Raw genomic sequence first — 13,942 nt, forward strand, 5'->3', positions numbered from 1 at the left:
AACCGCAAAACCTAACGCCGCGCGCCCTCGAACTCGACGGCTACGGTAAGCACGTCGCCGTCGAGCGTCGCAGTCGCAGCTGCGCCGATCGCCCTGCAAAGCTGAGCAACGATGGCGAGGCCCAAGCCCCCGCTGCCTTCGCTCCGCGATTCGCTGCCTTGATAAAACCGGTCGAACAATCGCGCCGCATCAAGCTCTCCGGGGTCCTCCACGCGATTCGAGAACGAGATGCCCGGACCACGCTGCACGATCGACGGCGCATCGGCGCCGTAGCGCAGCGCGTTCACCGCGAGGTTGCGGAATATGCGCGCGAGGGCCTCGGCATCGGCCAATACGACGAGCTGCTCGTCTTCGAGGTCGATCCGCGGCGCCCATCCCTTCTCCTGGAATTGGGGATACAGCGCCGCGAGCGTTTCGGCCAAAGCCGCGTTCGCGTCCACGGGTTCGCGTTCGATGCGATAATCGGGATCCTGCACTTGCGCATAGGCGAAAAGCTGATCGAGGAGCTTCGAAGCATCGTCGATACGCCGCTCGATCGCCTCGAGATAGCGCCTTCTCGCCGTGACGTCGCCCTCGTCCTCGAGCAGCTGCGCATACCCTTTTGCACCGGCAAGGGGCGTTCTGATATCGTGCGAAAGATAGGTGAGGCCCTGGCGCATCTCGGATGCATGCTCTTCGGCGGCAATCCGTTCGCCCTGATGCCGATCGAGCTGCCGGTTGATCGCCTGGCCCAAGCTCGAAAACCCGCGCGAATGCACCGAAATGGTAACGCGCGCATTGCTTGCCGAATCGCGGCGGTTGAGGAACTGCGCGAGCTTGCGCAGTTCCCGCTCCGAACGGACGACCTGGACAGCAAGCACGGCAACCGCTACAGCCAGAACGATGATAACGGCAACCAGGGCGTTCATGGCCTAGACGTCCTTTTTCTTGAGGATAAGCAGGCTCAACGCGGCATAGCCGACCAGGAACACGAGGCTGACAGCCGCGATGTGCGCGACGCTCAAGCCACCGTCGAGACCGACCCCGAGCGAGCGCATGCACGCGTACAGGGTGAAATCGCCCAGATGCTCGATGTCCGGGAAGAGCGGCAGCAGCGCCTGAACGATCGAGACGACAAGACCGCTGCCGACCACGATGCCGATGGCGATGGCAGCAGCCATCTTGCGCGTCAGCCACACGAACAGCGCTGTGAGCATGCCCATGCCCGAAAGAACGAGCACCACAAGCGCAAACCACAGCGCCATATCGCCCGTCGACGCAGCGACCGTCTCAATCCCGAAGATCGCAGCTCCCGCAAGCGTCGCCGCCGCGGTTACGAGCGTGAACACGATGGCGAACAGCACGATCTCAACAGCACGGGTAAGAAGGTACACCGTGCGGCTCGGAGAAGCCGTAAACACGTTCTTGCTGAAACCGTTCTCGAATTCGGCTGCGAAGAAGATGGCGATGAATACCACGAACAGGCATGCCAATCCTCCCCCGTTCATAAAGATGTTGCCGATGAGAGCCATGGGCGTGAGGCCCGAAAGCATGTACTGCGCCTGGTCGATGCTCTGGCTAACCTCGCTCATGTCGATCTGTTCGCCGCCGGGGGTCGAGATGCCGAACTGGAAGCCCGAGCTCGCCGCTGCACCGCTCGCGTTCTGCATCGTCTGCATGAACTCGGGAGAGAGCATGTAGCTGATCGATCCCATGGCGATCAAGCCGAGAACCACTAAACTGCCGAGCAGGATCCAAAACGACTTGCTGCGGATGGCGCGGTAGAAATCCATTCTCAAGATATTAACCATGGTACTCAGCTCCCATCAAACCCACGAAGAACTCCTCGAGATCGCGCCGATGGGCGTAGAGCCCCTGGATGGCGATACCGGCGTCGTTGAGAACCCCGCCGATTGCGGCGGCATCGGTAACGCCGAAGATCCTGATCGAGTTGTCGGGCATAACCTGGAACCGGGCCTGGGGGAACCGCTCCTGCAGTACGGCGAGCGATCGGGCGGGGTCAACGGTCGAAACCTGGAGGCAATCGCTGCACTCTTTCTCGACCTCCTCGGCGGAAAGCTCGCGAACCATATGGCCGTTGCGTATCACGCCGTAGCGCGTTGCCATGCGGCCGAGCTGTTCGAGAATGTGCGAGCTTATTACGACCGTAATGCCGCGCTCTGCGTTCAAGCGCATGATGAGCTCACGGATCTCACGCGCCCCCTCGGGATCGAGCCCGTTCAAAGGCTCGTCGAGCAGCAGCAGATCGGGATCGCCCAAAAGCGCGAGTCCGAGGCCGAGGCGCTGTTTCATACCCATGGAGAACTGCTTGGCCTTCTTGTTTCCAACATGCCCGAGGCCCACAAAGGCAAGCAGATCGTTTACCTTGCGTTTCGGATCGACGAGGCCGAGGGCGAGCGCCTTCATCATCATGTTGTCGTAAGCGCTCATGTTGCCGTAGAGCCCGGGGGCCTCGACGAGCACGCCCATGCGACGAACAGCCTCGCCGCCGCTCGTCTCGCCGAACAGCTTGATCTCGCCTCCCGTCGGCTTCGCCAATCCTGCCAGCATCTTCATGACCGTCGATTTGCCAGCGCCGTTGAGGCCGACGAATCCGTAAATGTCGCCCTTGGCCACGTGCATGTCGAAATGATCGACGGCTCGCTTGCCGCCGTACGTTTTCTCAAGTCCGTAGGTCTCGATTACGTTCACAGTCCGCTCCTTTCTTTTCCGCTTTCGTTTCGGTATGCATCCACGATACGAAAGGGAGTTTCAGCAATCGCCTCGAAACCGTTAAGAAAGCTTAAAGAAGGCACAGGGGGTCCGAGGCGTTCGGATGATGCCGCCGCGGCCGAACCGAAACCGCCCATCCGAGAAGCGCGACGCGCTTTGGTCGCACAACGCGCTCGCACGATCATCCTAATCCGCAAGCTTGAACCCGATGCCCCATACCGTCTCGATATAGGAATCGGTACCCGTAGGCTTGAGTTTGCCGCGAATATTGCTGACATGCACGTTGATGGCCTTTTCCTCGATGAAGCACTCCTCGTTCCATGCCACCTCGAAAAGCTCCTGCTTGGTAAACACTTTCTTCGGCCGACGCACGAGCGCCTCGACGATGTTGTACTCGATGCGGGTTAGCTTCACCGGATTGCCGGCAACCCTGAACGTGCGGGACTCTCGATCGAGCTCCCATTCCTTGTACACCATANTCGGCGCCGCCGCACTACCGCGAGCCCGCGCCGCGTGGCGCAACTGCACCGAAACGCGGGCGAGCAGTTCGTCGAGGTCGAACGGCTTGACAAGGTAATCGTCCGCCCCGCAGCGCAGCAGCTCGGCTTTGCCCGCAGGCTCGCTTTGCGCGGACACGACGATTACAGGTACATCGCCGCGGGCACGGATGAGGGAGACGAGCTCTTCCCCGCGGATGCCGGGGAGCATAAGGTCGGTGATCACGAGGTCGAAGGAAGAATCGCTTTGCGCCGAGACTTCGAGCAACAGGCGCGCTTCGCTTCCCGAATAAGCCTGCGTACACGAAAAGCCGTTGCGGGAGAGATGGGTGGCGATAACCTCGTTGATATCGGCGTCGTCTTCGATGATGAGTATGCGAGCGGTCATGGTTGCCTATCGGTGGGATTCGTTTTCAAGTGCCATTTTCGCACAAGATTACATTTCTCGAAAACATATCTTGACATTAGAACATATGTTCGTATTATAAGAGTAGCACGTACGGTATGCCGCTGGCTTGCACATCAAGAGGCGGCACCGCTCGCTCGCTACGTCCTCGCTCGCACATTCCCCGCCGCCTGCCAACTTCATCGTTTTTGTGGACCTTCAAGAAAGGAAGGCGAAGCCATGCTGAAAACCGAGGATAGGCACGCAAAGCGTACCGAGGGAAACCCGAGAGGGTCGGCGGCTCTATCGAGCGGGACAAGCAGCTCGGGCGGTGCAGACAGCTTGGGCGGTGCGGGCGACGAAACCGCAGCGGGCGACGCGGTCAGCGCAGGAGCCGCAACCGCCCCGCGCGAAGCGCCCCGACTGAGCGAGATGCACCTGTTCGAAGGCCGCGAGATCAGATCGGTCTGGTCGGAAGACGAAGAGGATTGGTATTTTTCGATCATCGATGTGGTAGAGGTCCTTACCGATAGCCCGAAGCCGCAAACCTATTGGCGCGTTCTGAAAAAGCGACTCAAGGACGAGGGAAATCAAAGCGTTACAAATTGTAACGCTTTGAAAATGCGTGCGACGGACGGAAAAATGAGACTTACCGACGTCGGCAACACCGAGCAGGTTCTTCGACTCGTGCAGATAATCCCCTCGCGCAAAGCAGAGCCTTTCAAGCTCTGGCTCGCACGGATCGGAAAGGAGCGCATCGATGAAGTATTCGATCCCGAGCAGGTAATAGAGCGCGCCATTCTCCATTACCGCCGCAAGGGCTGTACCGAAGAATGGATCGGCCAGCGCCTCTCGTCCATTCGCACGCGAAAGAGCCTCCCCTTCGAATGGACCGAGCGGGGCGTCACATCGAATTCGGAGTACGCCATCCTCACCAACGACATATACCGCGCCTGGTCGGACATGACGACGCGCGAGTGCAAAGCATATAAGGGGCTCGGGAAGGAAAGCCTTCGCGACAACATGGGCGATATGGAACTCGCGCTGTGCACGCTCGCCGAAGCAACCGTCACCGAAATCGAGCGTGCCGTCGACCCCGGCACCTTCGACGAGCACCGCGATGCGGCGGCATCCGGCAGCGAAGTTGCGGGCATTGCCCGAAAAGCAGCCGAGAAGAAGATCGGGCATTCGGTCATCACCCGCAAAGCGGCACCCGATTTCGGACGGCTGATGAGCGAGGTGATCGAAACGCAGGCGATCGAGGAATCGGCGGCGCGCACAGGGCGCCGCTAGCCGAACGGCGCGGCGTTCGGGCGGCGTCGCCGCCCCGCAACCGGCCTACGCCGCGCATCTAACCGATGTAGGCCGTCCTCAGCTGCGCGATCTCCGCGCCGTGGCCTTCGAGATCGTTGGGGGTCTCAAGGTAGAACGGCAGGTCGCGCAGCAGCGGATGGTTCATCACCGCCGCAAGCGCCTCGAAGCCGATCTCGCCGTTCCCTATCGTGGCATGGCGGTCTTTATGCGCTCCACAAGGGTTGAGCGAATCGTTGAGGTGAATCGCTTTAAGGCGGTCGATCCCGACGATGCGGTCGAACTCGGCGAGCACGCCGTCAAGACCGCCCGCGACGTCGTAGCCGGCGTCCCAAACGTGACAGGTATCGAGACACACGCCCAGCCGATCGCCGAGCTGCACACGGTCGATGATGGCGGCAAGCTCCTCGAAACGGCCTCCCACCTCGGTGCCCTTGCCCGACATGGTTTCGAGCAGCACCGTCGTGGTCCGACTGTCGTTGAGCACATCGTTCAGCACATCGGCTGTCTTCGCAATGCCGACCTCCATGCCCTGCTTGACGTGGCTTCCCGGATGGAAGTTGTACATCTGGTGCGGTGTGTTCTCCATGCGGGCCAGATCGTCCTTGAACGTCATGAGCGCGAACTCCCTCACGCGATCCTCGGCTGCCGCCGGGTTGAGCGTATAGGGGGCGTGCGCAAGGATCGTCTTTATCCCCTGCTCTTCAGCGAAGGCGTAGAACGCCCGCACATCATCGGGATCGATGGCCTTCGCCTTGCCCCCGCGCGGATTGCGCGTGAAGAACTGGAACGTATTCGCATCGATCGACACGGCGTCTTTCGCCATGGCGAGGTAGCCTTTGGAACTCGACAGGTGGCATCCGATCGTCAGCATGTTCGTAACTCGCTTTCTTTTGCGGCCGGCAACCACTATACCAGCACGGCGAGCACCACCAATACCACGATAACCGCCAGCGCTCCTCCGTCGATCATTCCGAACGGGTATTCCTTGCTGCCTGACGAGCGGTCGCGCAGGTAGAACCCGCGCACCTCGGCTGCCATCGCCGCCTGCTCGGTTCGGCCCACCGAGGTGATGAGCAAAGGGGCGCACAGGGGCAGCACGAGCCTGAGCTTGCGGATGGGGTTCTTCGTATCGAAGTCGACGCCGCGCGCCGTCTGCGATTCGATGATGGACGACATCTCGTCAGTGAACACCGGAATGAACTTGAGCGCCGTCGTAACGGTGAATGCGTACTTGTACGGCAGGTGCAGCACCTTCACGAGCGCGTTCGAAAGGTCGCTCATCTGGGTGAGCGCCAGCATGAGCGCAAGCGGCATCGTCGCATCGATCAGGCGCAGCACCACAAGCGTCGCGATGCGCAGGCCTTCGTCGGTCACGAACAAGAACACCGGCGTGCCCGCGCGGATGAACAGCACCTGTAAGACGAAGAGGAAGATGCAAATCTTCACCAGGCCGAACAGCAGCGAGAACGTCTTTTTGCGAATGCCGCCAACAAGCCCGATGCACACGTTGAACGCAAGTAAGACAAGCAGGTACACGAAACTGTCGCTCAGAAACGCCGCGATGCAAACGGCGAGCGCAAGCGCGATCTTCGCGATGGGATTCAGTCGGTGCAGCACCGTCGAACCTGCGGAGTAATCAAGCAATCCGGCCATTACGAAACCCTTCTTCCCTTGAATCCAGCTGCCTTGAGCACCTGGAGCATTTCGTACGATGAGGCGACATGGGCGAATGCCCTGCCGTTTTCGGGCTCCTCGGAAAGCCGAAGCGACAGTTCGATCATCTGGGGCGGAACAAGCGACGACTCCCGCATGACCGAAGCATCCCGAAACACCGTCTCAGGCGCACCGTCGGCTACGAGGCGGCCTGCCGCCATGGCGAGCACGCGGCCTGCGAAGTCGAACACGAGCTCCATGTCGTGCGACACCATAACAACGGTCGTGCCCGCATGGTTGAGCTTCTTGATGCGGTTCATGATGTGCATGCATTCGCGGTAGTCGAGGCCGGTCGTGGGCTCGTCGAGGATCAGCACCTCGGGTTCGCACACCACGACCGAAGCGAGGGCGAGCAGTTGGCGCTCGCCCCGCGAAAGCATGAACGGCGCCGCCTGCCCGTCGAATCCGAAATCTTCAATGGCCTCCTCGACACGTGCAGCAACTTCGCCCTCGGAAAGATCGCGCAGGCGCAAGCCGAACGCGAGCTCTTCGTATACCGTATTCTGGCAGATCTGCCTATCGGGATCTTGAAACAGCATACCCACCGTGCGCGCGACGGCGCTCGTCTTAAGCTCGGTCGTCGGCGCACCGCAGACGAGCACCGATCCTTCCGTTGGCTTCAAAAGGCCGTTCATGAGCTTGGACGTGGTGGTTTTTCCCGCACCGTTGCTTCCGATAAGGGCGACGAACTCGCCTTCTCGAATCGAGAACGAAAGGCCCGAAACCACCGAATTGCCATCGGCCTGCGCTTCGTATGCGTAGCTCACCTGGTTGAATTCGAGTACTGTTTTCATGCGACAATCCCCTCGATCATACCTTTCGCTTCGTCGACGTCGACTGCGAACCGATCGATACCGTAACCCTCTTCGTGCAACAGCAGCGAAAGCGTGGTGACCCGCGGCACGTTCACGCCGATCGCCAGCAGCTCGGCGGCGTTACGCAGAACCGCACGCGTTTCGTCGCAGTAGCGCAGCATTCCGCCGGCAAGCACCGCAAGGCGTTTCGTGAACTCGGCAAGCAGCCCGATTTTCTGCTCGACCACGACGACGGTGATCCCATGATGCTCGTTCAGCTCGCGCAGGAGTTCGAATATCTGCCGCGAACTGGCAGGATCGAGCGCCCCAGTCGGCTCGTCGAGCAGGAGAACCCGCGGCTTGAGCGCGAGCACCGCCGCAACGGCCACCTTCTGCTTCTGGCCGCCCGAAAGCGACGAGATGGCGCGGTTGCGCAGGTCGGATATACCCACATTCGCGAGCGCCTCGGCGAGCCGCGGCTCGATCTCGGTCTTGGAAACGCCGAAATTCTCGAGTCCGAACAGAATCTCGTCCTCGACCACCGACGCCACCATCTGCGCGTCGATATCCTGAAACACCGTCGCGGCGATGCGCGAGAGATCGGTCAGGCTCGTCTCGAACGTATCGTTGCCCCCAAGCGACACCGACCCGAAGAAATCGCCCTTGCAGTAGTGGGGAATGATCCCGTTCATGCTGTACACAAGCGTCGATTTGCCCGCACCCGACGGGCCGATGATACCGAGGAAATCGCCTTCGTGCACGGCAAGGTCGATCGATTCGAGAGCGGGCTTGCTCGCACCCTCGTAGGTGAAACTCGCCTTTTCGATGGCGATGATGGGCTGGTGCTCCGCAGCCATGTCGTTCATCCTTCCAGTCTGCCGTTTCCCGATGCGCCTAGGCGATCGCCTTCACGGGTGCTTCCTTCTTGAGCACCTTCGCGAGCGGTACGTAGAGCGCTTGGACGATCACGCAGTTGATGAGCGCGGTGCACAGCACGATGGGCACGTAGGCGACCAAGCTCGAGGCATCGGCACCGAGGAACAGAAACAGGCAGATGGTGAATGCGCCGCCCGAAACGACGGTTGCAACGAACGTGCTCACGATGGTCTGCAGGTTCGCCCGCCCGATCTTCATCGGGATGCGAATAAGCGCCGCCATGGCGACCGCCCCGAGAAATTCGGAGATGAAGTTGATGTAGGGCGTCCCCGGCAGCAGCTGGCACACCGCGCCCGCAATGAGGCCGATGATGGCCGCCTGCCCCAAATTGGGGCGAACGAGCAGAATCGCCAAGCAGTACATGGCGATGATGAAGTTCGGTTTCATGCCGAAGAAATTGACAAAGCTGCCGACCGTCATCTTGAGCACGGCGCCCGCAGCAAGTAGCACCGCCACGAGGATGAGCGCCGAAATGTCGAAGCCCTTCTTCTGCTCGGCATCGAGGCTCCGCTTGCGGGCGGTTGCCGCCTTGCCCGATGCTGCTTCCGTTGCGATTTCGCGCTTGATCTGATCTGCCATGTTCCTCAGTCCTTTCCTGCGGGTCGCCCCGCGTCCTTTGCCCGTCGCCGGGCGTTTCATTCGGCCGGCACGAACTCGGATGAGGATTTCGGCAGATCAAAAAAGATGCACGCTCCGGCAGAACCCCATACGGGTTTCGCCGGCATTCGCGTGGCCGCAGCAACAAAAAAGACCTGTCCTTCGAGAAAAGGACAGGTCTTGTACCTGCGGTGCCACCTTTTTTGACTCTAAATCGAGCCCTCTCACGAAAATGCCAACACATTTTCTGCCCTTAACGCAGGCTCACGGTCCAGATACTCGGGTTGCGAACAACCCTTTCCCCTTTCCCTCGGCGAACCATTTACCATCCAGCTTCCTACGGGATTCCCAGCAACGCCCGCTCTCTGTGAGTGCTCATGATGGCTTGACTCTCGCCTCATCGGTTTGAGGTATTCAGTTGTGAGGGTACTATAGCACATACCCCCGCGATGCTGTCAACGGTTTTTTCACAGCGCGACACATCGCAGCGCATATGCCTTTTGCGTGCGCCCAACATTGTCGGTCGTAAAACACGGTTTTTCCAACGATTCCGTGTCTTTTGGCCGACAACGGGCGCACCGTTTCGCAGAAGAATGCGGCGCGATGTGCTATACCATACAACAAGGCCGTCTGACCAGGCCGTACGTCGTAGACCGGCGGCAAGCTACTTCAGCTTGAGCCCGTCGCAGATCATGGTGTCGAGGTTTTCATTGAGCTTGCTCATGACCTTCGATACGTTTGCGACTTCCTTCTCGCCGATGTTTTGGAACAGCAGCTCAAGAAACTTGTCTTCCGCTTCATGGTGCTTTTTGCAGAACTCATGGCCCTTCTTTGTGGCCGTCACGCGGATCTTGCGCGCGTCGCTCGAGTCGGACAGAAGCTTCACGTAGCCCTTCTCCTGAAGCTTCAAAGCCATCTGCTTGATGTTCTGGTGCGAGCTCCCCTCGCATTCGGCGAGCTGGCCGAGCGTCGGAGGCTCTTCGAACGTCCCGATCGACGCGATAAGGGTGCACTGGCGGCCGGTCAACTCACGAAACGTCATACGATCGATGGTTCCGAGCTTGTTGCCGAAACCGACAAGCATCCTCAGCATAAGGTAATCGGGGCTGTACTCAGATACGTGGTCGCTATCCTTCATGATACTCCTTTGAGGTCTCTAATGGTAAGTCATTACGTCACTGATTGGTATCATAATACATGTAGCGACCTGCGACAAGAACTTTTTCTCAGTTCATAACGTATATATAATCTTTTACCTTACATACGTCGAGAATTGTACGGGTGAAAACTCAGGTTTTGAGCACGCGCACAAGAAAAAGGCATCTGACCTCACCAAAGAACGGGAGATGCTCGTACGGCGCATCCCCATGCGAGACGAGCGTGCCGAAGGCGACCCGGAAGCGTGACCGCCCGGGCGTTTTCGGCTCCGCTCCCGCAACGAACGGTGGAACCAAGCGGTTAGCGCCGATCCCCTCGCGCAAGCATTTCCGCAGCATGGGCAAGCGAGGTTTCCGAAGCGTCGCCCGACAGCATGCGGGCCACTTCGGCAACGCGGGCCTCGCCCTCAAGCGAGACGAGCACGGTTTCGGGAACGGATAGCCCGCCCGAAGAGCCATCGGATGCACCCTGCCCGCCGGTATCTCGATCCCCGGATTGCCCTTCGACTCGGGGGATGGGGGCTCCCGCATCGCCCTGCTNGGCATGGGAAAGCGAGGTTTCCGAAGCGCCGCCCGACAGCATGCGGGCCACTTCGGCAACGCGGGCCTCGCCCTCAAGCGAGACGAGCACGGTTTCGGGAACGGATAGCCCGCCCGAAGAGCCATCGGATGCCCCCTGCCCGCCGGTATCTCGATCCCCGGATTGCCCTTCGACTCGGGGGATGGGGGCTCCCGCATCGCCCTGCTTTGCAACCAGATAATGCGCATCCCCCATTACGGCAACCTGCGGCAAATGCGTAACGACGATAACCTGGTGGGTTTTCGCAAGATCGGCGAGCACCGCAGCGAGCGCCACGGCCGTGGCGCCGCCCACCCCGGCGTCCACTTCGTCGAACACGAGCGTTTCGACTTCGTCGGTTTCGCCGAGCACGACCTTGATCGCAAGCATGACGCGGCTCACTTCGCCCCCCGATGCAATCCGCGCGAGCGGACGCGCGGCAAGACCCTCGGCCGGCCTGAAGAGAAATTCGAAACGAGAGGGGCCCGTCTTGGTCCATTGCCCGCGCGCTTGGCGCTCGAGGGAGCACTCGATCGATGCTCCGCCCATTTCCAAGCGAGCCATCTGCCGCGATACCGCCTGGGCGAATCGGGGTGCAGCCTCTCGACGAGCCTCGTCGAGCGCATTCGCAGCTTCGGCGAGCTCGCTTTCGGCTTTCTCTGCCTCGGCGCGCGCACGGCGCACCCGCTCTGCGGAATCGTCGACGAGCGATACGAGATCCGCCGCTTCGTCGCGTCGGGCGAGCACGTCTTCGATGCGCGGGCCGAAAGCGCGCATGAGTCCCTGCAACGCACCCATGCGATCCTGGTTCTCAGCCAGCGTATCGGGGTCGTACTCTATCGAATCGCGATAGGCGAGCGCCTCGCGCGCAACGTCTTCGAGCACATAGGTCGCCTCGCGCAGGCTTGCAGCTTGGGCGCCGAACTGATCGTCGACCGCACTCATGGAATCAAGCGCTGCAGCAGCAGCGCTCACGGCGTCAATGGCACCCGACTCCCCCGCCAAAGCGGCATGCGCCGTATCGGCAGCGCGCGCAAGCGACTCGGCGTGCTCCGCTTTCGCGAGCGTGTTCGCGAGCTCTTCGTATTCGCCTTCGACGGGGTTGATTTCGTCGATCCGCTGCAGCACGAACCGGGCTTCGTCCAACTTCGCCGACGAAGCCTGCCCCGCCTCTTCGACTCGTTCGAGCTCTGCGGCTGCCGCCTGAGCTTTCGAGAACGCCTCACGATAGGCGGCCAAAGCCGCACCGATCGATTCGGCAGCCCATGCGTCGAGCATGCCCACGTGCGTCTGCTGCCTGAGCAGACGCTGGTGCTCGTGCTGGCCGCAAAGATCAACCGTCGAGCCGACGCGCGATGCAAGTTCCCCGACGCTCGCAAGCGATCCGTCGATCGACACGCGAGAGCGGCCGTCGGAACCGACCTTGCGGGAGACCACCGTACCGTCGAGATCGTCGCCGCAGAACAGCCTGCCTTCGACGAGCAGCGAGGACGAGCCTTCGCGCACGTACCCCGCATCGGCGCGCTCTCCGCAGAGGAGCTTCAACGCAGAGAGCAGAGCCGTCTTCCCCGCACCCGTTTCGCCGGTCAAGACCGTTAGGCCGCGAGCCGGTACTAGATGCGCCTCCCGTATCAACGCGACGTTTTGCACATGTATCTCGTCGATCATCGCACGACTCCTCCCTATCCAATCAACGCGACGATACGCATCGCGTCCTAAAACATCATCGAGCGGCCAGAGGTTGCCCTGCGCGTTCGCTCGCCTGTGGTTTTCCGATATATGGGAGTTTAGCAGGATGGAACCTTATCCGGGGTTTCCCCGATGAGAATTCACGCGGCATTTGTTATACTCGATGCTCCGACAGGCTTGCATCAGCCCCGACGAAAGGGACCCATGAAGCGCTACCTACTCCTCGTTTGCGCCTGGATCGCCTGCATTGCCGGTTTCATCGGCGTGTTCGTTCCTGTTCTGCCAACCACCCCGTTTCTGCTTCTGGCAACGTTTCTGTTCGCCAAATCGTCACCGCGCTGCCACGCATGGATCATGTCGACCGGCATCTACAAGAAGTACGTAATCCCCTTCAAGGAGAACGGGGGCATCCCCGCCTCCGTCAAAGTGCGCATTCTCGCCGTTTCGTACGTGCTCATGGGAATCAGCGCCCTTCTCGTGCAGCGCTGGTACATCTGGCTCGTGCTCGGCTTGGTCGCGCTGTGGCTCCTGTACCTCATGTGCATCAGGATCCCCACCACCTCGCTCGAGCAGCTGGAACTCTTGAGGCAAAAGGAAGCGGACTAGGCCGCAGAATCAAACGCATGATCCGACCAGAACGGCCCTGGAACCCCTTTCGGTTCCAGGGCCGTTTCAGCGGCCGCACAGGGCGGCAAGGCGCCATCCGCCCACGACCGCCCGTGCGGCTACGAGCAGTACGCAAGAACCGCCTCGCGGAGAAACTCGGCCGCGCCGGGGGCCATCGCCTCGTAGTATTTCCTGAACCGCTCGTCGGCGACGTACATCTCCACCATGCCCTTATGGGCCGCAGGCGAATACTGCCCGTCCTTCCAGAATGCGATGAGCCACTGGCGATGCAGATCGGCGGCGCGTTGTGCCTGCTCGCCTGCGGGATCGCCTTCCGCCATGCCCGCGATGAGCGCTTCGCGCATGGCGGCCTCGATACCTTGGACCGCCTGATACCGTTCTTCGCTCATCCCCATCACCTTCGCATTGCTCGCGTCGACGGCCTCATCGCCATAAGCCGCCCTCGCTTCTGTTCCGTACTGCCGCTCGTTGTCCTCCACGAGCTTCTTTTTGAATCCTTCGAATTTTTCCGTATCGTTCATAACCAGCATTCCTTTCTTGTTCGCAATCGTTTTCTCCACGTTTGCGATCAGCACGTTCGTTCTTTCACGCTGCTCGATGAGGCGGGCAAGGTGTCCCTCGAGCGCCCGCTCGGCGCAAAACGAGCTGCCGTCGAGCACCTGGCTGATCTCGGAGAGTCCCATGCCGACTTCTCGGTACAGGAGTATCTGCTGCAATCGATCGACTTCGGCTACCCCGTACACCCGATAGTTGTTTTCAGCGCGTTGGGGCTTCAAGAGCCCGATGGCGTCGTAATGGTGCAGCGTGCGCACGCTCACGCCCGAAAGCTCGGCGAGCTCGTGCACCGAATACCTCGCATTGCGATCATGCGCAGCTCCCGCGGCGTTCGCCTCGCCACCTCGGGGCCCGCTTTGCCTCATCGCCATGTGGCTCCTCTCGTTTCCCGCCTATCGATTCTCATG

14 protein-coding genes are annotated in these 13,942 nt (G+C 60.6%); 2 read left to right on the forward strand and 12 right to left on the reverse strand.

Annotated elements, in window-relative coordinates:
* Positions 1-11 precede the first annotated feature (11 nt).
* From C1722_RS12520 to C1722_RS12535, 4 genes are all read right to left on the reverse strand, one after another.
* Positions 12-908, reverse strand: coding sequence for a sensor histidine kinase (locus C1722_RS12520; protein ID WP_102379717.1), 897 nt, complete (start codon positions 906-908; stop codon positions 12-14).
* 3 nt (positions 909-911) lie between these two features.
* Positions 912-1,790: an ABC transporter permease subunit gene (locus C1722_RS12525; RefSeq protein WP_244902573.1), complete on the reverse strand. Its 879-nt coding sequence runs from the start codon at positions 1,788-1,790 to the stop codon at positions 912-914.
* Entirely contained in the window at positions 1,783-2,691 is a 909-nt protein-coding gene (locus tag C1722_RS12530) for an ATP-binding cassette domain-containing protein (RefSeq protein ID WP_102379719.1), read from the reverse strand. Before C1722_RS12530 ends, C1722_RS12525 begins: the two co-directional genes overlap by 8 nt.
* A 207-nt stretch (positions 2,692-2,898) precedes the next feature.
* Positions 2,899-3,597 (reverse strand): response regulator transcription factor, encoded by a 699-nt coding sequence (locus C1722_RS12535; protein ID WP_102379720.1) that lies wholly within the window; start codon positions 3,595-3,597, stop codon positions 2,899-2,901.
* A gap of 237 nt (positions 3,598-3,834) precedes the next feature.
* On the opposite strand from C1722_RS12535, the gene C1722_RS12540 reads away from it, so the two are divergent.
* The gene (locus tag C1722_RS12540) at positions 3,835-4,887 is read left to right on the forward strand and encodes a BRO-N domain-containing protein (protein WP_244902574.1); all 1,053 of its coding nucleotides are present in this window, start codon (positions 3,835-3,837) and stop codon (positions 4,885-4,887) included.
* Positions 4,888-4,945: 58 nt separating this feature from the next.
* Here C1722_RS12540 and C1722_RS12545 read toward each other — a convergent pair whose 3' ends face one another.
* The 7 genes from C1722_RS12545 to recN all read right to left on the reverse strand — a co-directional run bounded on the left by C1722_RS12545 (position 4,946) and on the right by recN (position 12,332).
* Entirely contained in the window at positions 4,946-5,779 is an 834-nt protein-coding gene (locus tag C1722_RS12545) for a deoxyribonuclease IV (protein ID WP_102379721.1), read from the reverse strand.
* Positions 5,780-5,814: 35 nt separating this feature from the next.
* Positions 5,815-6,561, reverse strand: coding sequence for an energy-coupling factor transporter transmembrane component T family protein (locus C1722_RS12550; protein ID WP_102379722.1), 747 nt, complete (start codon positions 6,559-6,561; stop codon positions 5,815-5,817).
* A complete protein-coding gene (locus C1722_RS12555) occupies positions 6,561-7,415 on the reverse strand; it encodes an energy-coupling factor ABC transporter ATP-binding protein (RefSeq protein WP_102379723.1) in 855 nt (284 codons plus the stop codon). The genes C1722_RS12550 and C1722_RS12555 overlap by 1 nt, the downstream gene beginning before the upstream one ends.
* Positions 7,412-8,272: an energy-coupling factor ABC transporter ATP-binding protein gene (locus C1722_RS12560; RefSeq protein ID WP_102379724.1), complete on the reverse strand. Its 861-nt coding sequence runs from the start codon at positions 8,270-8,272 to the stop codon at positions 7,412-7,414. Before C1722_RS12560 ends, C1722_RS12555 begins: the two co-directional genes overlap by 4 nt.
* A 37-nt stretch (positions 8,273-8,309) precedes the next feature.
* Positions 8,310-8,930 (reverse strand): tryptophan transporter, encoded by a 621-nt coding sequence (locus tag C1722_RS12565; RefSeq protein WP_102379725.1) that lies wholly within the window; start codon positions 8,928-8,930, stop codon positions 8,310-8,312.
* A 682-nt stretch (positions 8,931-9,612) separates the two neighbouring features.
* Entirely contained in the window at positions 9,613-10,086 is a 474-nt protein-coding gene (locus tag C1722_RS12570; protein ID WP_102379726.1) for a MarR family winged helix-turn-helix transcriptional regulator, read from the reverse strand.
* A gap of 320 nt (positions 10,087-10,406) precedes the next feature.
* The gene (gene recN, locus C1722_RS12575; protein ID WP_102379727.1) at positions 10,407-12,332 is read right to left on the reverse strand and encodes a DNA repair protein RecN; all 1,926 of its coding nucleotides are present in this window, start codon (positions 12,330-12,332) and stop codon (positions 10,407-10,409) included.
* Between the two features lie 225 nt (positions 12,333-12,557).
* On the opposite strand from recN, the gene C1722_RS12580 reads away from it, so the two are divergent.
* Complete coding sequence (locus tag C1722_RS12580) at positions 12,558-12,959, forward strand: YbaN family protein (RefSeq protein ID WP_102379728.1); 402 nt, start codon at positions 12,558-12,560, stop codon at positions 12,957-12,959.
* Positions 12,960-13,078: 119 nt separating this feature from the next.
* Here the strand turns inward: C1722_RS12580 and C1722_RS12585 are convergent, their stop codons facing one another.
* Positions 13,079-13,906 carry a MerR family transcriptional regulator gene (locus C1722_RS12585; protein WP_244902575.1) on the reverse strand — a complete coding sequence of 276 codons (828 nt, stop codon included), beginning with the start codon at positions 13,904-13,906 and terminating at the stop codon, positions 13,079-13,081.
* Positions 13,907-13,942: the final 36 nt, after the last annotated feature.

Origin of the sequence: Raoultibacter timonensis (genome assembly GCF_900240215.1) — a bacterium.
GTDB lineage: Bacteria > Actinomycetota > Coriobacteriia > Coriobacteriales > Eggerthellaceae > Raoultibacter > Raoultibacter timonensis.

Coding starts and splice junctions, on each gene's coding strand:
- C1722_RS12550 (WP_102379722.1), bottom strand. CDS start 6,561: ATGGCCGGATTGCTTGATTACTCCGCAGGTTCGACGGTGCTGCACCGA.
- C1722_RS12560 (WP_102379724.1), bottom strand. CDS start 8,272: ATGGCTGCGGAGCACCAGCCCATCATCGCCATCGAAAAGGCGAGTTTC.
- C1722_RS12565 (WP_102379725.1), bottom strand. CDS start 8,930: ATGGCAGATCAGATCAAGCGCGAAATCGCAACGGAAGCAGCATCGGGC.
- C1722_RS12520 (WP_102379717.1), bottom strand. CDS start 908: ATGAACGCCCTGGTTGCCGTTATCATCGTTCTGGCTGTAGCGGTTGCC.
- C1722_RS12555 (WP_102379723.1), bottom strand. CDS start 7,415: ATGAAAACAGTACTCGAATTCAACCAGGTGAGCTACGCATACGAAGCG.
- C1722_RS12525 (WP_244902573.1), bottom strand. CDS start 1,790: ATGGTTAATATCTTGAGAATGGATTTCTACCGCGCCATCCGCAGCAAG.
- C1722_RS12580 (WP_102379728.1), top strand. CDS start 12,558: ATGAAGCGCTACCTACTCCTCGTTTGCGCCTGGATCGCCTGCATTGCC.
- C1722_RS12585 (WP_244902575.1), bottom strand. CDS start 13,906: ATGGCGATGAGGCAAAGCGGGCCCCGAGGTGGCGAGGCGAACGCCGCG.
- C1722_RS12570 (WP_102379726.1), bottom strand. CDS start 10,086: ATGAAGGATAGCGACCACGTATCTGAGTACAGCCCCGATTACCTTATG.
- C1722_RS12545 (WP_102379721.1), bottom strand. CDS start 5,779: ATGCTGACGATCGGATGCCACCTGTCGAGTTCCAAAGGCTACCTCGCC.
- C1722_RS12540 (WP_244902574.1), top strand. CDS start 3,835: ATGCTGAAAACCGAGGATAGGCACGCAAAGCGTACCGAGGGAAACCCG.